Genomic DNA, 16,375 nt, shown 5'->3' with positions numbered 1-16,375 from the left:
AACGATCGCCTTCTTGTTCGCCGAAGGCCGCGATCGAGTTCACGTTGTCTTCACCCGTGCGGGTCAGGCGGCGGCGGCGGACACCTCCTGCGCGTCGATGCGCAGGGCCTCGACCAGCCGCCGGTACAGCTCGTCCGACTCCAGCAGCTCCTCATGGGTGCCCTGGGCGCGCACGCCGCCGTCCTCCATCACCACGATCGTGTCCGCGTCGATCACCGTCGAGAGCCGGTGGGCGATCGTGACCACCGCGCCCGTCTCCGCCCTGGACCTGATGCACTCCTGAACGGCCGCCTCGGTCAGCCCGTCGAGCTGCGCCGTCGCCTCGTCGAGCAGCAGCACGTCGGGGGTGCGCAGCAGCGCCCTGGCCAGCGCGATCCGCTGCCGCTGGCCGCCCGACACCGAGGTCGACGACAGCGGGGTGTCGAGCCCGTCGCCGAGCTTGCCGACCAGGCCGCTCAGCCGTACCTCGTCGAGGACGCGCAGCAGCTCGTCCTCCGCCGCGTCGGGGTGGGAGAAGAACAGGTTGTCGCGGATCGTGCCGGGCACGATCGGGGTGTCCTGCTCCACGTAGGCGAGCCGTTCGCGCACCTGCTCGTGCGTCAGCCCCCGGTACGGCACGCCGTCCAGCAGGATCTCCCCGCGCTGCGGTTCGAGGAAGCGCAGCAGCAGCGAGAACAGCGTGGTCTTGCCCGCGCCGGACGGCCCGACGATCGCGGTGTGCCCCCTGCGCGGGATCACCAGGTCCACCCCGCGTACGGCGGGCGCGACGCCGGGCCCGTAGGCGGCCGAGACGCCGCGCAGTTCCAGGATCGGCCCGCCGGAGGCGGCTGGCCGCCCCTCCAGCCGCGTCACCGGCACGTCGCTCTCCAGCTCCAGCTCGTCGACCGCGCGGATGCGCTCGGCGGCGGCGATCCCCGACTGGAGCGCGGTGAGGTTCTGGCTCAGCTCGGTGATCGGCTCCATCAGCGCGAACGCGTACAGCAGGAACGCGATCAGGCTGGAGACCTCCAGCAGCCCGGCTCCGACCCGCCAGGCGCCGATGCCGAGGATGAGGATGATCGCGAGCTGGATGCCCGACCAGGCGAGCGTCCAGGCGATAGCCTCCCTGCGCACCGCCCTGACGCTGTGCCGGGTGGAGGCGCGGGCGTCGGCGATGATGCGGTCGGCCTGGCGGTCCTCGGCCCTGCTGACCTTGACCGTCCTGATGGCGCGCAGGGCGCTCTCCAGAACGCCGCCGAGCCGTCCCACGTGCTCCTGCGCCTGCTCCTGCGCCTTGGCGATGGCCGGCATGAGCACGGCGAACAGCACGCCGACGACCAGGACGGCGGCGACCGTGGTGCCGAGCAGCACGAGGTCGAGCACGCCCATCAGGACGAGCGTGCCGATCAGCATGATCACGCCGTTGATCAGCCCGATCACGCTGGAGGAGGCCGCCTCGCGTAGCAGGACGGTGTCGGAGGTGACCCGCGTGACGAACTCTCCCGTCGGCCGCCTGGTCACCTCGGGCACCTTCGCCCTGAAGAGCCTGCGGACCATCGACTCGCGGGCCTCCAGCACGACGCGTTCGCCGAGCGCGCCCAGCAGGATCCACTGGCACGACCAGATGGCCGCGCCGATCAGCAGCAGCACGAGCAGCGCGGTGATCGGTCCGCTGAGCGAGGCGGAGGCGCCGAGCGAGTCGAGCACCCACTTGGTCACCATGGGCGTCGCCAGGCTCAGCCCCGAGCCGACCAGCGCGAGCAGCAGGCCGATCGCCAGCTTGCTCTTGTGGGGCCTGGCGAACGACCACAGGACACGCAGACGCGGAAACGTGGGAACACTCATGCTCTCTAGTGGAACACGACCGTTCCATTCCGGTCAACCGCGTACCATGGACGCATGACTGCTGCTGAGACCGGCATGCGCGCACGGACCAGGCGCGCGATCCTCGATGCCGCGGTCGCCACGCTGTCGAAGAACCCCGGCGCCTCCCTCAGCGACGTCGCCGCCGCGGCGGGGGTCGGCCGCACCACGATCCACCGCTACTACCCCGAACGGTCCGACCTGATCACGGCCATCGGCGACGACCTCCTGGAGAAGATCGCGACCGCCACCGACCGGGCCAGGCCCGGCGAAGGGCCCGCGCTCCAGGCGCTCGACCGGCTCTGCCAGCAGTACTTCGAGCTCGGCGACGCGCTCATGCTCGTCTACGCCGAACCGCACCTGATGACGGGCGAGAAGTGGGAGGTCGAGACCCCCGCCGACCGCACGCTGATCGAGCTGATCGAGCGCGGCCACGCCGAGGGCGTCATCGACGCCGCGCTGCCCGCCGGCTGGGTGCAGCAGCTCGTGTGGGCCATGCTCTACGCCGCCTGGGAACACATCCGCGACTCGGGCGCCTCCAAGCACGAGTCGCTGGGGCTGTGCCTGCGCTCACTCAGGAAGTCCCTCGCGACCTGAGTTTCGCGGGTGAGTGAAACCCATACCAAATCTCCTTTGGGCTGCCCGGCGCTGCTCCCCGAATGGGCAGGGCTCAGCAGAAGAGGAGAGCACCATGAAATCCGTCGATACGGCCGGTCCGTACGTCCTGTCCCTGTGGCGCATCGTCGTCGCATTCCTGTTCGCCTGTCACGGCGCTGCCAAGCTGTTCGGCGTGCTCGGCGGAGAGAAGGTCCCGGTCGCTGCCTGGCCACTGTGGTACGCGGGTGTCATCGAGTTCGTCGGGGGCGGTCTGATCCTCGTCGGTCTCGCCACCCGCGTCGTGGCCGTGATCTGCTCGGGCGAGATGGCCTTCGCGTACTTCACCGCCCACCAGCCCCGAGCCCTGTGGCCGCTGGAGAACGAAGGGGAGCTCGCCGCGATCTACTCCTGGTCGTTCCTGCTGATCGCGGTGCTGGGTCCGGGGGCGTGGGCGCTCGACACGCTGCTGGGCCGCGCGCGCGGGCGCAAGCCTGTCACGCCCGGCCGAACGGCCTGACCGGCCCTCTGATACGGGGGGCCAACCGCGCCTGTTGTCTTGCTGTGTGACACACACTATTGTGAGACGCATGCCAAGCGATGAGCTCCTCTCGGCACACCTGCAGGAACTGCGCAGAGGAACCGTCGTGCTCGCCTGCCTGCTCATCCTCAAGCAGCCCAACTACGGGTACGCGCTGCTCGACCTGCTCGACCGACGCGGCTTCGCCGTCGACGCCAACACGCTGTACCCCCTCCTGCGCCGCCTCGAGAAGCAGGGGCTCCTGACCAGCGACTGGAACACCGAGGAATCCAGGCCGCGCAAGTTCTACCGGACGAGCGCCGAGGGCCTCGCGCTCGCCGACACCCTGAGCCACGACTGGGACGCGCTCCACGCCGCGTTCCGCGCGCTGAAAGGCGAGTCATGACCACCTCGCGCACCCTCACCGACCGCTACGTCGACGCCACCCTGCGCCGCGTACCGGGAAGGCAGCGCCCCGACATCGAGAGGGAGTTACGCGCCTCGATCGCCGACGCCGTCGACGACCGCCTGGAGGCGGGCGGCGACCCCGCGGAGGCGGAGCTCGCGGTCCTCACCGAGCTCGGCGACCCGGCGCGGCTGGCCGCGGGCTACGCCGACCGTCCACTCCACCTCATCGGCCCGGGGCTCTACCTCGACTACGTGCGGGTGCTGACGGCACTGCTCGCGACGGTCGTGCCCGCGGTCGCCGCCGCCGTCGGGCTCATGCGGGCTCTCCATGGCGCCCCCGCCGCGAGCGTGGTGGGCGACACTCTCGGCGCGGCCCTCACGGCCGGGCTCCACCTCGCCTTCTGGACGACACTCGTCTTCGTGATCATCGAACGCACCGCCACCTCGCGCGGGAGACCCGCACGGCCATGGAGCCCCGCCGCGCTCCCCGATCCGCCGCCCAGCCGCCGCGCCAGGTACGGCGAGCTGATCACCCTGACCGTGGTGACGGTCCTGTTCAGCACCTTCATCCTGCTCTCGCCGGTGGTGAGCACCGAGACGGACGCGGACGGCGCCGCGATCGGCCTGTTCTCGCCCCGGCTGTGGGAGACCGGCGTCGTCCACCTCTTCATCGCCCTGGTGATCGCCAGTCTCGGATTCGCCTACGCGCGGCACTACATCCGCTGGAGCGTTCCGTTCGCCGTCGCGGGCTCGCTCGTCGACCTCGCGTGCCCGCTCACGCTGATCTGGCTGGCGGCCAACGACAGGCTGCTCAACCCCGCCTTCGTCCAGGCGGCAGGCTGGCCGCCGAGCGTTCCGCGGTGGATCGGCACGGGGCTCGTCGTGCTGTCCATCGGCACTCTCGCCCACACCGTCCTCGACGGGCTCGCCCGCGCGCGGCGCCGTTGAACCCCCGAACCGCCCACCGAAGTGAGGAGCAGCCGTGAAAGCGATCGTCTACGAGGAGTACGGCTCGGCCGACGTCCTGCGCTACATCGACGCCGATATGCCCGCCGTCGGCGACGACGAGGTGCTCGTGCGGGTCAGCGCGGCCTCGATCAACCACGGCGACCTGTTCGCCATGCGCGGCTCTCCCCGCGTCGGGCGCCTGGCGTTCGGGATCGGCCGCCCCAGGAAGAGCGTCCTGGGCCGGGCCGTCGCGGGGACGGTGGACGCGGCAGGCTGCGACGTGACGCGATTCAAGGTCGGCGACGAGGTGTTCGGCGAGGTGAACCAGCGAGGCTTCGCCGAGTACGTCGCGGCGAAGCAGACCCTCCTGGCCGCCAAGCCCGCGGAGGTCACCTTCGAGCAGGCGGCCACCCTCCCCGTGGCGGCCGAGACCGCCCTGCAGGCGTTACGGCTCGGCGCGGTCGCGCCCGGCGGGAAAGTGCTCGTCAACGGGGCCTCCGGCGGGGTCGGCACCTTCGCCGTGCAACTGGCGAAGACGCTCGGCGCGCAGGTGACCGGCGTCTGCAGCACCCGCAACGTGGACCTGGTGCGCTCCATCGGCGCCGACCAGGTGATCGACTACACCCGCGAGGACGTCACCCGGGGGACGGTCCTGTTCGACGCCGTCATCGACCTCGTGGGCAACCACCGGCTCTCGGCGTTCCGCAGGATGCTCACGCCGAAGGGCGTCTACGTCTCCTCCAGCGGCAACGGCGGCCCGGTGCTCGGCCCCATCCCCCGGCTGGTCGCCGCCACTCTCGTCTCGCCCTTCGTGAGCCAGCGGCTGCGTGGCCTGTTCGCCACGCTCGACGTCGAGGGCCTGGCCCATCTCGCCGCGCTCGTCGTGGCGGGGCGGATCACCCCGGTGATCGAGCGGACGTATCCGCTGAACGAGACCCCCGACGCCATCCGGGCCCTGGAAGCCGAACACGCGCGCGGCAAGATCGTGCTCACCGTGTGACGGCGGCCGGTAGCCGGTCGAGGGTGATCCCGAAGTGGTCGAGGTAGGCGGGCAGCAGCTCCGATTCCGCCAGGCCGCGTTCGGTGCGCTCGCCGTCCACGGTCGTGATCAGCTTGCGGCCGCTGATCGTGATCCGGCCCTCGGCCGTCCGCATCGAGCAGACCGGCGACCTGGTGAAGTGCGAGCCCGGCGAGGTCGCCTGCCACCAGCACGTCGGGACGAAGTCATCCAGCTCGTACGGCCGGGCGGTCAGCCGGTAGCACAGCTCGCCGTTGCCCACGATGTCGAGGTCGCCGTGGCCGCCGGGCGCCGGCACGACCTGGAAGACGCCTCCGCCGTCCTTCTGCTCCGCGCGCTCGTCCAGCCGCAGCGGCTCGTCGGTGAAGTCGCCGAACCCCACGTCGACCAGCCACGGCTCGTCGAGATCCACGCGCAGCGCCAGATGGTCGAACAGCGGCCCCGGCCGCTCGCCCTTGAAGACCCGGGCGGCCAGCAGCGTCACCTGGTAGCCGAGCGCGGTCAGCAACTGCGCGAACAGCCCGTTGAGCTCGTAACAGAACCCACCGCGGCGACGCTCGACGACCTTGTCGAACAGCGCCTCGGGATCGAGCGCGATCGGCTCGCCGAGATGGATGCTCAGGTTCTCGAACGGCACCGCCTTGAGGTGGGCGAGCTGCAGGGCCCGCAGGCCCTGCGCGTCCGGCTGCTGGGGGCGGGTTGCGCCGAACCTGTCCAGGTAGCGGGCGATCTGCGACTCGTTCATGGGGAAAGCAAACCACGCGCCGCTGACGCCGTCTGACCGACCTTCTGATCACGGGCTGTCGGGTGGGCGCCGGCCCGCCGCTCAGCTGAGCCGCCGGTCGAGGTGGAATGTCACCTCGACGCCTGCCTCGTGCTTGCCGATGAGCTTGCACAGCGCCGCCTTGATCGGCAGCCAGTGCGGGCCGGTGCCCGACGGCATGAGGGTGGCGGTGAACGGGTGGCCGTCGATCGTCCCGCCGACCTTCACGGGCCGCCTCGTCCCCAGGAGTTCTGCGGAGCCCGGCATGGTGACGTAGGTGGCGAAGGCTCCGTCCTTCTCGATCGGCGCCGTGAAGGTGTGATCAAGGGGTCGCGTGGTCATCGTCATTCTCCTCAGCTGATCCATCTGTTCTCGCGCAGGACGGCGCGCACCCGGGTGTCGAGGTCCGGTCGAAGAGGTGACTCCCGCGGCGGAGCGGAATCGTCGCTCGCGGGCGAAATATTTCTCCTGATGAGTGCCGACGGCGGCCCGGCTAGCTGAGGCCCGCCCGGCGGGCCCGCTCGACCGCCGCGGGGAGCACCTCGATCAGCCGGTCGACGTCGGCCTGGGTCGAGGTGTGGCCGAGGGTGAAGCGCAGCGACCCGCGGGCCGCCGCCGCGTCGGCGCCCATGGCCAGCAGAACGTGGGACGGCTGGGCCACCCCGGCCGAGCACGCCGACCCGGTCGAGCATTCGACGCCCTTGGCGTCGAGGAGCATGAGCAGCGCGTCGCCCTCGCATCCGGGGAAGGAGAAGTGGGCGTTGCCCGGCAGCCGATGGACGGGGTCGCCGTTGAGGATCACGTCGGGTACGGCCTGCCGTACGCGATGGATGAGGTCGTCACGCAGGGCGGTGAGGCGGCGCGCCTGCTCTTCCTGGCCCTTCACCGCCGCGGAGACGGCGGCGGCCAGCCCGGCGATGGCGGGGGCGTCGAGGGTGCCGGAGCGGACGTCGCGCTCCTGGCCGCCGCCGTGCAGGACGGAGACCGGGGTGACGCCGCGGGCCAGCAGCAGCGCGCCGACGCCCATCGGCCCGCCGACCTTGTGGCCGGTGAGCGTGAGCGCCTCGGCGCCTGAGTCGGCGAAGGAGACGGGAAGCATGCCGACGGCCTGGACGGCGTCGGTGTGGAACGGGATGCCGTGGTCGTGAGCGATCGCGGACAGCACGTTGATCGGCTGGACGGTGCCGACCTCGTTGTTGGCCCACATGACGCTGACCAGGGCGACCTCGGACGGGTCGCGCTCGATGGCGGCCCGCAGCGTGTCGGGGTGGACCCGGCCCTCGGCGTCGACCTCGAGCTTTTCGATCTCGGCGCCCTGCCGGTCGGCGAGCCAGGCGGCGGGGTCGAGCGCGGCGTGGTGCTCGACCGAGCTGACGAGGATGCGCCTGCGCGGCTCCCTCGCCCAGTAGAGGCCCTTGATGGCGAGGTTGTCGGCCTCGGTGCCGCCGGAGGTGAAGACGACCTCGCTGGGGCGCGCGCCGAGCGCGTCGGCGATCGCCTCGCGGGATTCCTCGACCACCCGGCGGACCTGCCGGCCCGCGGCGTGGAGCGACGAGGCGTTGCCCACGCGGCCGAGCTGCCGGGTCATCGCCTCGATGGCCTCGAGAAGCATCGGAGTGGTCGCCGCGTGGTCGAGATAGGCCGTGCTCACCCGATCAGCGTATCTCGTTTGCGACTGTACCGTCCGGACGGTACAGTAGTTGTCATGAAGCGTGACGAGTTGCTGGATGCCGCGGAGGACCTCCTCTGCGACCAGGGCTCGGCCGCGCTCACCCTCGCCGCCGTAGCCGACAGGGCCGGCGTGAGCAAGGGTGGTCTTCTCTACCATTTCAACAGCAAGGAAGCCCTGATCAAGGGCATGGTCGAGCGGCTCATCGCGGAGTTCGACGACCTGCTGGCGGCGCAGCCGGGCGACACCTATACAAAGAGGTATCTGGGCGCCACGCTGGCCGCCGTCCGCTCGGGCCGCCTGCGACGCTGGGCCGTCGTGACCGGCGCCTCCGGCAACCTGTTCCTGCTCGCGCCGCTGCGCGACGCGATGGCCAGGTGGCACCGCGAGGGGCTGGCCGACGAGCCCGACCCCGTGGCTTGCCAGATCGTACGGCTGGCGTGTGAGGGCCTGTGGGACGTGGCGAGCCACGACCCCGACCTCAACTCCGAGAGCGATCTCCAGGCTCTCGAGGCCCGCCTCCTCGCCCTGCTGTAGCGCGCCCACCTGTCGCGCCCACTCCCCCATCCCCCCTTCCCCGAACAACCACCAGTACGACTACGCCCTCGCGCGCCGCCGCAGGGGTGTCATGAACGATCCCGAGAGGTGTTGACGATGACCCGCGACCTGAGGACTGCCCGTTATGGGTCGATCCTCACTTTTGTCCTTGCTGGCTTGATGGTGGGCACGATGACCGTGCGCATCCCCGCGCTGACCGACAAACTCGGCCTGTCCGAGGCGACGATCGGCGTGGTCCTCCTGGCGTGGGGTCTGGGCGCGCTCGTCACCATGCAGGCGATGCGCGGCATCATGAACCGCGCGGGCAGCAGGACGGTACTGCGGGTCGGCGGCCCTGCGACGGCGCTGTCACTGCTCGGCGTCGCCCTCGCGCCCGACCTGCCGTGGCTGCTGGTGGCGGTCGCGCTGTTCGGCATGGCGTTCGGCACGGTCGACATCGCGATGAACGCCCAGGGCTCCACGGTCGAGCAGGCCTACGGCAGGCCGCTCATGAACGGCATGCACGCCGGATGGTGCGTCGGCGCGATCACCGCGGGTGGCCTCGGCAGCCTGTCGATCGCCCTCGGTCTGTCCTTCACCGCCAACGTCGCGCTCGTCGCCCTCCTCTCTCTTCCGCTGATCATGGTCATCGGCCGCGCCTACCTGCCCGAGACCCCGGTGACCGTGGCTGTCACCAGGGCACGCAGGCGGATGCCGCCGATCGTCTACCTGCTGGGCGCGATCATGTTCTTCGCGTTCATGGTCGAGGGCACCGTCGCCGACTGGAACGGCCTGTTCATGCGTGACGAGCTCGGCGCGACCGAGGCGGTCGCCGCGCTCGGCTACCCGATCTTCGAGGCCGGCATGCTGATCGCCAGGATCGGCGGCGACAGGCTGCGCTCGCGCTTCGGCGTGCGGGGCATCATGACCGTCTCCGGCCTGGCCACGGCCGCGACGTTCGCGATCGTCCTGACGGCGGCGACACCGCTGATCGCCGTCCTCGCGATGTTCTTCGTCGGCCTCGGCGTGGCGACGATCTCACCGATGACGCTGTCGCTGGCCGGAACCTCGACCGACAACCCAGGCCCGGCCATCGCCCAGGCGGGGGCGATGGGGTACGCGGGCCTGCTGCTCGGCCCCGTGGTGATCGGCTTCCTCAGCGACCTCACCTCACTGAGGACGGCCCTCGGCATCGCGGTCGCGCTCGGCCTTGCCATCGCGCTGGCCGCCCGCTTCCTGCCGCGCGCCGAGCCCGAGGTCATCACGATCGCCCCGGTCGAGCGCCGCGAGCCCGCCCAGCTCGCGGCCTGACCCGCCGCCCCCGCGCCCACCCGGTCCCGCCTCTCCCGCCGGTCTCCCGTACGGCGGGCGGGCGGCGGGCGTACGGCGATCATGGTCGGGCTCCCCTCGGGGAGAATCGGACGATGAACCGTTCCGAGAGCATGGACCTGGACGCCTACGTCGAACGAACGTTGAACGGCCCCTGCTTCATCTGCGCCATCGTCGCCGGCGATCCGGCGCACGACCTGGAGGAGATCCTCTACGAGGACGAGGCGCACCTCGCCTTCCTGGCCAGGTATCCCACCGTTCCCGGCTACACGCTCATCTCCCCCAAGGCGCACGTCGAGCACGCCGTACGGGACCTCGACGAGGACGCCTACCTGGCCCTGATGGCGGTGGTGCGCAAGGTCGCCCTCGCCGTCGAGGCGGTCGTGCCCTCGGAGCGGACCTACCTGCTCACGCTGGGCAGCCAGCAGGGCAACGCGCACCTGCACTGGCACGTGGCGCCGCTGCCGCCCGGCACGCCGTACCGCGAGCAGCAGTTCCACGCGCTGATGAGCGAGAACGGCCTCATCCCGTGGAGCCCCGAGCAGGCCAGAGAACTGGCCGACCGTATCCGCGCCGCCCTCGGCGAAGGGCCTCGTCTGGGTACTCTGGAGGCATGAGCGAGCGCAGGCTCTCCTACGGCGACCGCCGCCCGTATCTCGTCCCCGCCACCTTGGCGGAGCTGACGGGACCGACGAGCGGCGTCGTCGAGCTGCCCAACCGGCTCGACTGGTCCGAACAACGCCGCTACAACCTGGACGATCCCGCCGAACTCGGACTCATGTACGAACGAGTTGTCCGAGAATCCCTGCAGGTCGGCGACCTCCGGCGATACCTTGATGGCCCGACGCTCCTCCGCGTCTGGTCCCGGCTCGTCCTTCCCCGACGCGTCAGGGCGCTGTGGGAGGAGCGCTTCCCCTCCCTCAGGAGCGTTGCCTGAATGGACCCCCTGCACGAACGGCTCGCCAGGATCGGCCTGGCGGCCACAGGCAAGTACGGTTTCGCCCTCGCGGGCGGCTACGCCGTACAGGCACACGGCTTTCTCACCCGCAAGTCGGAAGACGTCGACCTGTTCACGACCACGCAGGCCGAGCCCGACTTCGACAAGGCCGTGAACGAGATCGTCGAGGCATACCGCGCCGACGGTCTCAGCGTGGATATCACGCTGCGGTTCGAGACTTTCGCCCGCCTGCAGGTCACCACACCCGAAAGTCAGAGCAGCAAGGTCGAGCTGGGTGTCGACTGGCGAGCGCATCCACCGACGTTTCTGGAGATAGGTCCGGTGCTGCACTCGGACGACGCGGTCGCCAACAAGGTCTGTGCACTGTTCGGACGTTCCGAGGTCCGCGACTACGTCGATGTCCATGCCATCCTGGCCAGCGGGCGCTACACAGGCACGCAGTTGCTGTCCCTCGCCGCCGATCACGACCCTGGGTTCGATACGGCCTGGTTCGCAAACGCGTTGCGGTATGTCGAGCGACTTCCACACAGCGCCTTCGCCGTCTACGGCATGAGCACGGAACAGGCTGGCGAGCTCAGGCAGGCACTGACCGGCTGGGCGGAGACGATCGCCCAGAACTAGAGAAGCGGCCCCCCGATGAAGCAGGGGGCCGCCGCTCGATCGACTTACTTGCGCTTGCCGACCTCTTCGGTGAGCTGCGGGACGACCTGGTGCAGGTCGCCCACCACGCCGAAGTCGGCCAGCTCGAAGATCGGCGCCTCAGGGTCCTTGTTGATCGCGACGATCGTCTTCGCGGTCTGCATGCCGGCCCTGTGCTGGATCGCGCCCGAGATGCCGGCCGCGATGTACAGCTGCGGCGAGACGGTCTTGCCCGTCTGGCCGACCTGGAACTGGTGCGGGTACCACCCGGCGTCCGTGGCGGCGCGGGAGGCGCCGACGGCCGCGCCGAGGACGTCGGCGAGGTTCTCGATGACCGAGAAGTTCTCCGCCGAGCCGACGCCGCGGCCACCGGAGACGACGATCGCCGCCTCGGTGAGCTCGGGGCGGGCGCCCTTCTCCTGCTTGACCCGCTCGACGATCTTCGAGGCCTTGGCGGCGTCGGACAGAGCGACGGACACCTCTTCCTCGGCGCCGGCGGCGGGGGCAGGGGCGGGAGCGGTGGAGTTGGGGCGGACCGCGATGATCGGCGTGCCCTTGGTGACGCGGGAGTGGACGTTGACGCCGCCACCGAAGATGGACTGGTCGGCGACGAGGCCCTCGCCGACGCCCACCGCGTCGGTGATGACACCCGAGTCGGTCTTGACGGCCAGGCGACCGGCCACCTCCTTGCCCTCGGCCGTGGCGGCGACGAGGACGGCGGAGGGCGAGGCCGAGCCGACGAGCTGGGCGAGCAGCTCGGCCTTCGGCGCGACGACGTAGTCGGCCACGTCGGCCGAGCCCGCCACGTAGACCTTCTCCGCGCCGTACTCGGCCAGCTTGGCCTTGGCGTCGGCCGAGAAGCCGGGGCCCGCCCAGACGGCCGAAGGGGTACCGAGCGTGCGGGCCAGGGTCAGCAGCTCCAGCGTGACCTTCTTGACCTCGCCGTCGGCCTGCTCAACGAGAACGAGAATCTCCGACATATCTGCTGTTGTCTCCCGTGCTCAGATGAACTTCTTGGACGCGAGGAAGTCGGCGGCCTTCGCGCCACCGTCGCCCTCGTCCTTGACGATCGTGCCGGCCGCGCGCGGAGGAGCGGCGGCGAAGTCGACGACCTCGGACCAGGCCGCGCCCAAGCCCACCTGCGCGGGGTCGATCTCGGCGTCGGCCACGGCCAGCGTCTCGACCGGCTTCTTCTTGGCCGCCATGATGCCCTTGAAGGACGGGTAGCGCGGCTCGTTGATCTTCTCGACGACGGAGACGACGGCGGGCAGCGTGGCCTCGACCTTGTCGTAGCCGTAGTCGGTCAGACGCTGGATGGAGATCGAGGAGCCATCGACGTCGACCTTGTTGGCCAGCGTGAGCTGGGCGGCGCCCAGGCGCTCGGCCAGCATGGCGGCCAGCACGCCGGTGCGGGCGTCGGTCGACTCCGAGCCGAGGATGACCAGGTCGAACCCGATCTTCTTCAGCGTCTGCGCCATCGCGTAGGAGGTCGAGAGCGCGTCCGAGCCGTGCAGGGCGTCGTCGCTGAGGTGGACCGCCTTGTCGGCGCCCATGGCAAGGGCCTTGCGGATGGTCTCGGTGGCCTTGCCTGGGCCCATGGTGAGGACGGTCACCTCGCCGCCGTGGGCCTCCTTGAGCTTGAGGGCCTCCTCGACCGCGTACTCGTCAAGCTCGTTGACGACGCCGTCGGCGGCGTCGCGGTCGAGCGTCTTGTCATCGGACCGGAGCTTGCGCTCGGTCGCCGTGTCAGGGACCTGCTTCACGCAGACGACGATGTTCATGGCCGGTGGCCGACCTCCCGTGATCGCATGCTCGGATGAGTGCTGTCCAGACTGCCAGACTGCCCGGGGCGCCAGCTGCACGGCCCCTCGGGTCGTCATGTTACCCATGAGTAGCTTTGACGCAAACCCGCAGTTCGTCCCACCATACCGAACTTTGTTCCGGAGGCCCGCCGCGCCCCCACTGTCAGGCGTTGAGCAGGAAGACCACGCCGACGACCAGCGCGGTCCCGGCGAACAGCGCCAGCGTGAACGGGCTGAACAGGGTGCTCAGCGCCAGCCACAGCGCCACCGCCCCGGCCAGCGACGTGAGGTCCGTCACCATGCGGCGGACCTTGAACACGCCGCGCGAGAGCAGCGCCACCGCCGCGTCGGCCACCACGACCAGCGCGTAGGAGGCGAGCAGGAGCAGCGAGACCTCGGGCAGCGGAGTGCGCGCCGCCGCCGCCAGCAGCGCGACGAACACGCCCGCGCCGACCACCCAGCGCCTGCGGACCTTCTCCCTGTGCAGGGCCCTGGACTCCTCGGCCGGTATGCGGTGCGCGTCCTTGCCCGGCCGCCACTCGCGCGTCGACAGCTCGTGCACGCCCGGCGCACCGAAGTCGCCGCGACCGGCCCCCGACCGCCTGCCGACCGAGAAGACACCCGACGCCTTGAGGAGTTGGTGACGGCGGCGTGCCGTACCGGCGCCTGTGACGCCGTGACGGCCGCGGACGGGCGCGTCGACGCCCAGCACGGCGCAGATCTGCGCGGCCGTCGGCCGCGCCGCGGGGTCGCGCTCCAGGCAGTCGAGCAGCAACGGCTCCAGCCAGTCAGGCACCCCCTCCAGGTCCGCCTCGTGATGGACCACCCGGTAGGCGATCGCCGACAGCGGCCCCGTCCCGTACGGCTGGCGCCCCGTGGCCGCGTAGGCCAGCGTGGCGGCGAAGGAGAACACATCGGCCGGAGCGCCCGCCTCCTGGCCCTCCAGCACCTCGGGCGCGAGATAGCCGGGGGTGCCGATCACCGCGCCCGAGGCGGTGACCGACAGCGAGTCGAGCGCGGAGGCGATGCCGAAGTCGATCACGACGGGGTCGCCGTCGGCCATCATCACGTTGGCGGGCTTGAGATCGCGGTGCACGATCCCCGCCTCGTGCATGGCCAGCAGCGCCTGCGCCAGCCCTTTCGCCAGCCGCCGCAGGTCGGCGACGGGCACAGGGACGACGCCGAGCGGCCGCCCCTGCACGTACCGGGTCACCAGGTACGGCCGCCCGCCCGCGAGGCAGGCGTCGAGCACCTCGGCCACGAACGGCCCCTCGACCAGGCGCATGGTCTCGACCTCGCGCTCCAGCCTGGTTAACGCCGAGTCGTCGGCGGCGACGTGCGGATGGAGGACCTTGACCGCGACCGTGCGCCCCTCGGGGTCGAGCGCGAGATGCACCTCGCCGAACCCTCCTGAGCCCAGCGTGGACAGCAGTCGGTAGGGGCCAAGGTGCTCACCGTCCGGCTCGCTCATCCCTCCATAGTGCCCGGCGCGGGGGCGCGTGACCACGTTATGAGCCGGTTAGGACCACGGTGACAGGAAGCCGAGCCCGAGACTGGTCATGAGTGAGTCGATGAGCCCGGTGATGAGGCCGGTCACGCTGTCCTGGGCGCTGCGGGTCAGCTCCCTGACCACGTCGGAGGGCTGCTCCCACGGGTGCCAGGTCGGCTCCTGGCCCATCGCGAACAGCACCGCGATCAGCGCCGCCGTACCGACGGCCAGGGCGACCGCCAGGCCCGCGCCCGGGCTGCGGATGACGCCGGTCAGCGTGCGGGTCACCGCCTTGCGCGGCGCTCCGCCGCCCGGCAGCACGAACAGGCCGGCGGCGAAGGCGCCCGAGGCGTAGGCCACGGCCTGGTCGCTCTCGATCTTCATCCCGTAGTGCAGCACGCCCCAGACGCACACGCCCCACAGGACCGACAGCGGCACCTGCACCAGCGACACGAACGCCGACTTGATCAGCGCCCATGGCGTGCCGAGCAGGATCAGCGCCGGATCGGCCGCGCTGCTGCCGCGCAACTGTCGGCGCGAGACGAGGTCGCCGAACAGGTACTCGCCCACCCGCAGCACCAGCACGATCACCACGGCCACCGCGGACGCCATCACCGGCATCATGACCGTGAGCGCGACCAGCAGCGTCAGCAGCAGCCCCGCGATCAGCGGATGCCCGACGCGGTATCGCGGCCGGGCGGCGGGCGGCGGCGTGTAGGGCCGCGGCTGGGTGGCCGGGGCCGGTGGTGGCGTGTACGGCCTGACCGCGGCCTGCGGCGGCGGGGCGAAACCCGCCACCCGCTGGTCGGGGTACGGCGCGGGCGGCCGGTACGGCGGCGCGTTCGCGGGCACGTACGGCGGCGGCTTGGGCTCCTCACGATGCCGCTGTTTCGGCTCCTTGCGCGGTTTGTGCTCAGGCTTGGGCGGCTTGGTGTATTCCACCGGCGGCAGCAGGTCGGAGTAGCTGTCGTCGCGCCCGAACGTCTTGGTCTGGCTGGGCGGCCCCAGCACCCGCGTGCCGCTCGGCGGCGTCTCGTTGAAGGCCGTCACCGACGGGTCGAGCTGCCGCGCCGACCGCAGCAGCTCCTGCGCGTCCGGCCGCGCCTGCGGGTCGACCGCAAGCGCCCTGGCCAGCCAGCCGCGCAGCCATCCCGGCGCCTTGTCGAGCTGCGCCCTGCCTTCCATGATGTTGAAGCAGATGACCTCGAACGTGCCGGTGCCGAACGGCGGTGTGCCCACCGCGGCGAAGAACACCGTCGAGGCCAGCGCGTGCACGTCGGCCGCCTGCGTGATCTCCGAGTCGCGGATGATCTCGGGCGCCAGGTAGCCGGGCGTGCCGACGAACATCCCGGTCTGCGTGAGCCTGGTCGCGTTGACCAGGTGCGCGATGCCGAAGTCGATGACCAGCGGCTCGCCGTCGACCAGCATGACGTTGGACGGCTTGAAGTCGCGGTGGACGACGTCGGCGGCGTGGATGGACACCAGGGCCGCGCACAGCCCCTGGGCCAGCCTGATGAGCTCCTGGGCCGACAGCGGCCCGTCGGTGAGCACCGTCTCCTCGAGCGTGCGCCCCGGCGCGAACCTGGTCACGACGTACGGCTGGCCCCCGACCAACTCGGCGTCGAGCACCTCGGCCACGTGCCTGCTGCGCACCCTGCGCATGGTCTCGACCTCGCGGGTCAGCCTGTCGCGCGCCTTGAGATCGGCGGCCACGTGGGGGTGCAGCACCTTGATGGCGACCTCGCGCCCCTCCTCGTCGATCCCGAGGTGGACAACCCCCATGCCCCCCTCGCCGATCTTCCTGACGAGCCGGTAGGGTCCGAGACGCTCGGGCGCCTGGGTGTTGCCGGTGCTCATCT

18 protein-coding genes are annotated in these 16,375 nt (G+C 70.9%); 10 read left to right on the top strand and 8 right to left on the bottom strand.

Going from position 1 to position 16,375, the window contains the following annotated elements:
* Positions 1 to 63: 63 nt before the first annotated feature.
* A complete protein-coding gene (locus tag ACFXJ8_RS25570) occupies positions 64 to 1,824 on the bottom strand; it encodes an ABC transporter ATP-binding protein (protein ID WP_379646473.1) in 1,761 nt (586 codons plus the stop codon).
* A 54-nt stretch (positions 1,825 to 1,878) separates the two neighbouring features.
* On the opposite strand from ACFXJ8_RS25570, the gene ACFXJ8_RS25565 reads away from it, so the two are divergent.
* The 5 genes from ACFXJ8_RS25565 (at position 1,879) to ACFXJ8_RS25545 (ending at position 5,312) form a co-directional block, all read left to right on the top strand.
* Positions 1,879 to 2,439 carry a TetR/AcrR family transcriptional regulator gene (locus tag ACFXJ8_RS25565; protein WP_379646472.1) on the top strand — a complete coding sequence of 187 codons (561 nt, stop codon included), beginning with the start codon at positions 1,879 to 1,881 and terminating at the stop codon, positions 2,437 to 2,439.
* 94 nt (positions 2,440 to 2,533) lie between these two features.
* Entirely contained in the window at positions 2,534 to 2,956 is a 423-nt protein-coding gene (locus ACFXJ8_RS25560; RefSeq protein ID WP_379646471.1) for a DoxX family protein, read from the top strand.
* 70 nt (positions 2,957 to 3,026) lie between these two features.
* On the top strand, positions 3,027 to 3,362 hold the full coding sequence (locus ACFXJ8_RS25555; protein WP_379646470.1) for a PadR family transcriptional regulator: 336 nt from the start codon (positions 3,027 to 3,029) through the stop codon (positions 3,360 to 3,362).
* The gene (locus ACFXJ8_RS25550) at positions 3,359 to 4,312 is read left to right on the top strand and encodes a permease prefix domain 1-containing protein (RefSeq protein ID WP_379646469.1); all 954 of its coding nucleotides are present in this window, start codon (positions 3,359 to 3,361) and stop codon (positions 4,310 to 4,312) included. Before ACFXJ8_RS25555 ends, ACFXJ8_RS25550 begins: the two co-directional genes overlap by 4 nt.
* A gap of 34 nt (positions 4,313 to 4,346) precedes the next feature.
* Complete coding sequence (locus tag ACFXJ8_RS25545) at positions 4,347 to 5,312, top strand: NAD(P)-dependent alcohol dehydrogenase (RefSeq protein WP_379646468.1); 966 nt, start codon at positions 4,347 to 4,349, stop codon at positions 5,310 to 5,312.
* Here ACFXJ8_RS25545 and ACFXJ8_RS25540 read toward each other — a convergent pair.
* The 3 genes from ACFXJ8_RS25540 to ACFXJ8_RS25530 all read right to left on the bottom strand — a co-directional run bounded on the left by ACFXJ8_RS25540 (position 5,302) and on the right by ACFXJ8_RS25530 (position 7,744).
* A complete protein-coding gene (locus ACFXJ8_RS25540; protein WP_379646467.1) occupies positions 5,302 to 6,075 on the bottom strand; it encodes an arylamine N-acetyltransferase in 774 nt (257 codons plus the stop codon). The genes ACFXJ8_RS25545 and ACFXJ8_RS25540 overlap by 11 nt on opposite strands.
* Positions 6,076 to 6,156: 81 nt before the next feature.
* Positions 6,157 to 6,435: a DUF1905 domain-containing protein gene (locus tag ACFXJ8_RS25535; RefSeq protein ID WP_379646466.1), complete on the bottom strand. Its 279-nt coding sequence runs from the start codon at positions 6,433 to 6,435 to the stop codon at positions 6,157 to 6,159.
* A gap of 151 nt (positions 6,436 to 6,586) precedes the next feature.
* Positions 6,587 to 7,744: a cysteine desulfurase family protein gene (locus ACFXJ8_RS25530; protein ID WP_379646465.1), complete on the bottom strand. Its 1,158-nt coding sequence runs from the start codon at positions 7,742 to 7,744 to the stop codon at positions 6,587 to 6,589.
* 54 nt (positions 7,745 to 7,798) lie between these two features.
* On the opposite strand from ACFXJ8_RS25530, the gene ACFXJ8_RS25525 reads away from it, so the two are divergent.
* The 5 genes from ACFXJ8_RS25525 (at position 7,799) to ACFXJ8_RS25505 (ending at position 11,207) form a co-directional block, all read left to right on the top strand.
* Entirely contained in the window at positions 7,799 to 8,299 is a 501-nt protein-coding gene (locus ACFXJ8_RS25525) for a TetR/AcrR family transcriptional regulator (protein ID WP_379646464.1), read from the top strand.
* A gap of 9 nt (positions 8,300 to 8,308) precedes the next feature.
* The gene (locus ACFXJ8_RS25520; RefSeq protein ID WP_379646512.1) at positions 8,309 to 9,610 is read left to right on the top strand and encodes an MFS transporter; all 1,302 of its coding nucleotides are present in this window, start codon (positions 8,309 to 8,311) and stop codon (positions 9,608 to 9,610) included.
* A gap of 113 nt (positions 9,611 to 9,723) precedes the next feature.
* Entirely contained in the window at positions 9,724 to 10,245 is a 522-nt protein-coding gene (locus ACFXJ8_RS25515) for an HIT family protein (protein WP_379646463.1), read from the top strand.
* Entirely contained in the window at positions 10,242 to 10,565 is a 324-nt protein-coding gene (locus ACFXJ8_RS25510; protein ID WP_379646462.1) for a hypothetical protein, read from the top strand. Before ACFXJ8_RS25515 ends, ACFXJ8_RS25510 begins: the two co-directional genes overlap by 4 nt.
* Complete coding sequence (locus ACFXJ8_RS25505; protein ID WP_379646461.1) at positions 10,566 to 11,207, top strand: nucleotidyl transferase AbiEii/AbiGii toxin family protein; 642 nt, start codon at positions 10,566 to 10,568, stop codon at positions 11,205 to 11,207.
* Between the two features lie 44 nt (positions 11,208 to 11,251).
* Here ACFXJ8_RS25505 and ACFXJ8_RS25500 read toward each other — a convergent pair whose 3' ends face one another.
* The 4 genes from ACFXJ8_RS25500 to ACFXJ8_RS25485 all read right to left on the bottom strand — a co-directional run bounded on the left by ACFXJ8_RS25500 (position 11,252) and on the right by ACFXJ8_RS25485 (position 16,373).
* Complete coding sequence (locus tag ACFXJ8_RS25500) at positions 11,252 to 12,205, bottom strand: electron transfer flavoprotein subunit alpha/FixB family protein (RefSeq protein WP_379646460.1); 954 nt, start codon at positions 12,203 to 12,205, stop codon at positions 11,252 to 11,254.
* A 21-nt stretch (positions 12,206 to 12,226) separates the two neighbouring features.
* On the bottom strand, positions 12,227 to 13,006 hold the full coding sequence (locus ACFXJ8_RS25495; RefSeq protein WP_379646459.1) for an electron transfer flavoprotein subunit beta/FixA family protein: 780 nt from the start codon (positions 13,004 to 13,006) through the stop codon (positions 12,227 to 12,229).
* 184 nt (positions 13,007 to 13,190) lie between these two features.
* Positions 13,191 to 14,498 carry a serine/threonine-protein kinase gene (locus ACFXJ8_RS25490; RefSeq protein WP_379646458.1) on the bottom strand — a complete coding sequence of 436 codons (1,308 nt, stop codon included), beginning with the start codon at positions 14,496 to 14,498 and terminating at the stop codon, positions 13,191 to 13,193.
* Between the two features lie 48 nt (positions 14,499 to 14,546).
* On the bottom strand, positions 14,547 to 16,373 hold the full coding sequence (locus tag ACFXJ8_RS25485; RefSeq protein WP_379646457.1) for a serine/threonine-protein kinase: 1,827 nt from the start codon (positions 16,371 to 16,373) through the stop codon (positions 14,547 to 14,549).
* Positions 16,374 to 16,375: the final 2 nt, after the last annotated feature.

This window comes from Nonomuraea sp. NPDC059194 (assembly GCF_042754765.1).
In the GTDB taxonomy this organism is placed as follows: Bacteria; Actinomycetota; Actinomycetes; order Streptosporangiales; family Streptosporangiaceae; genus Nonomuraea.
This window is presented reverse-complemented; position numbering and strand designations above follow the sequence as displayed.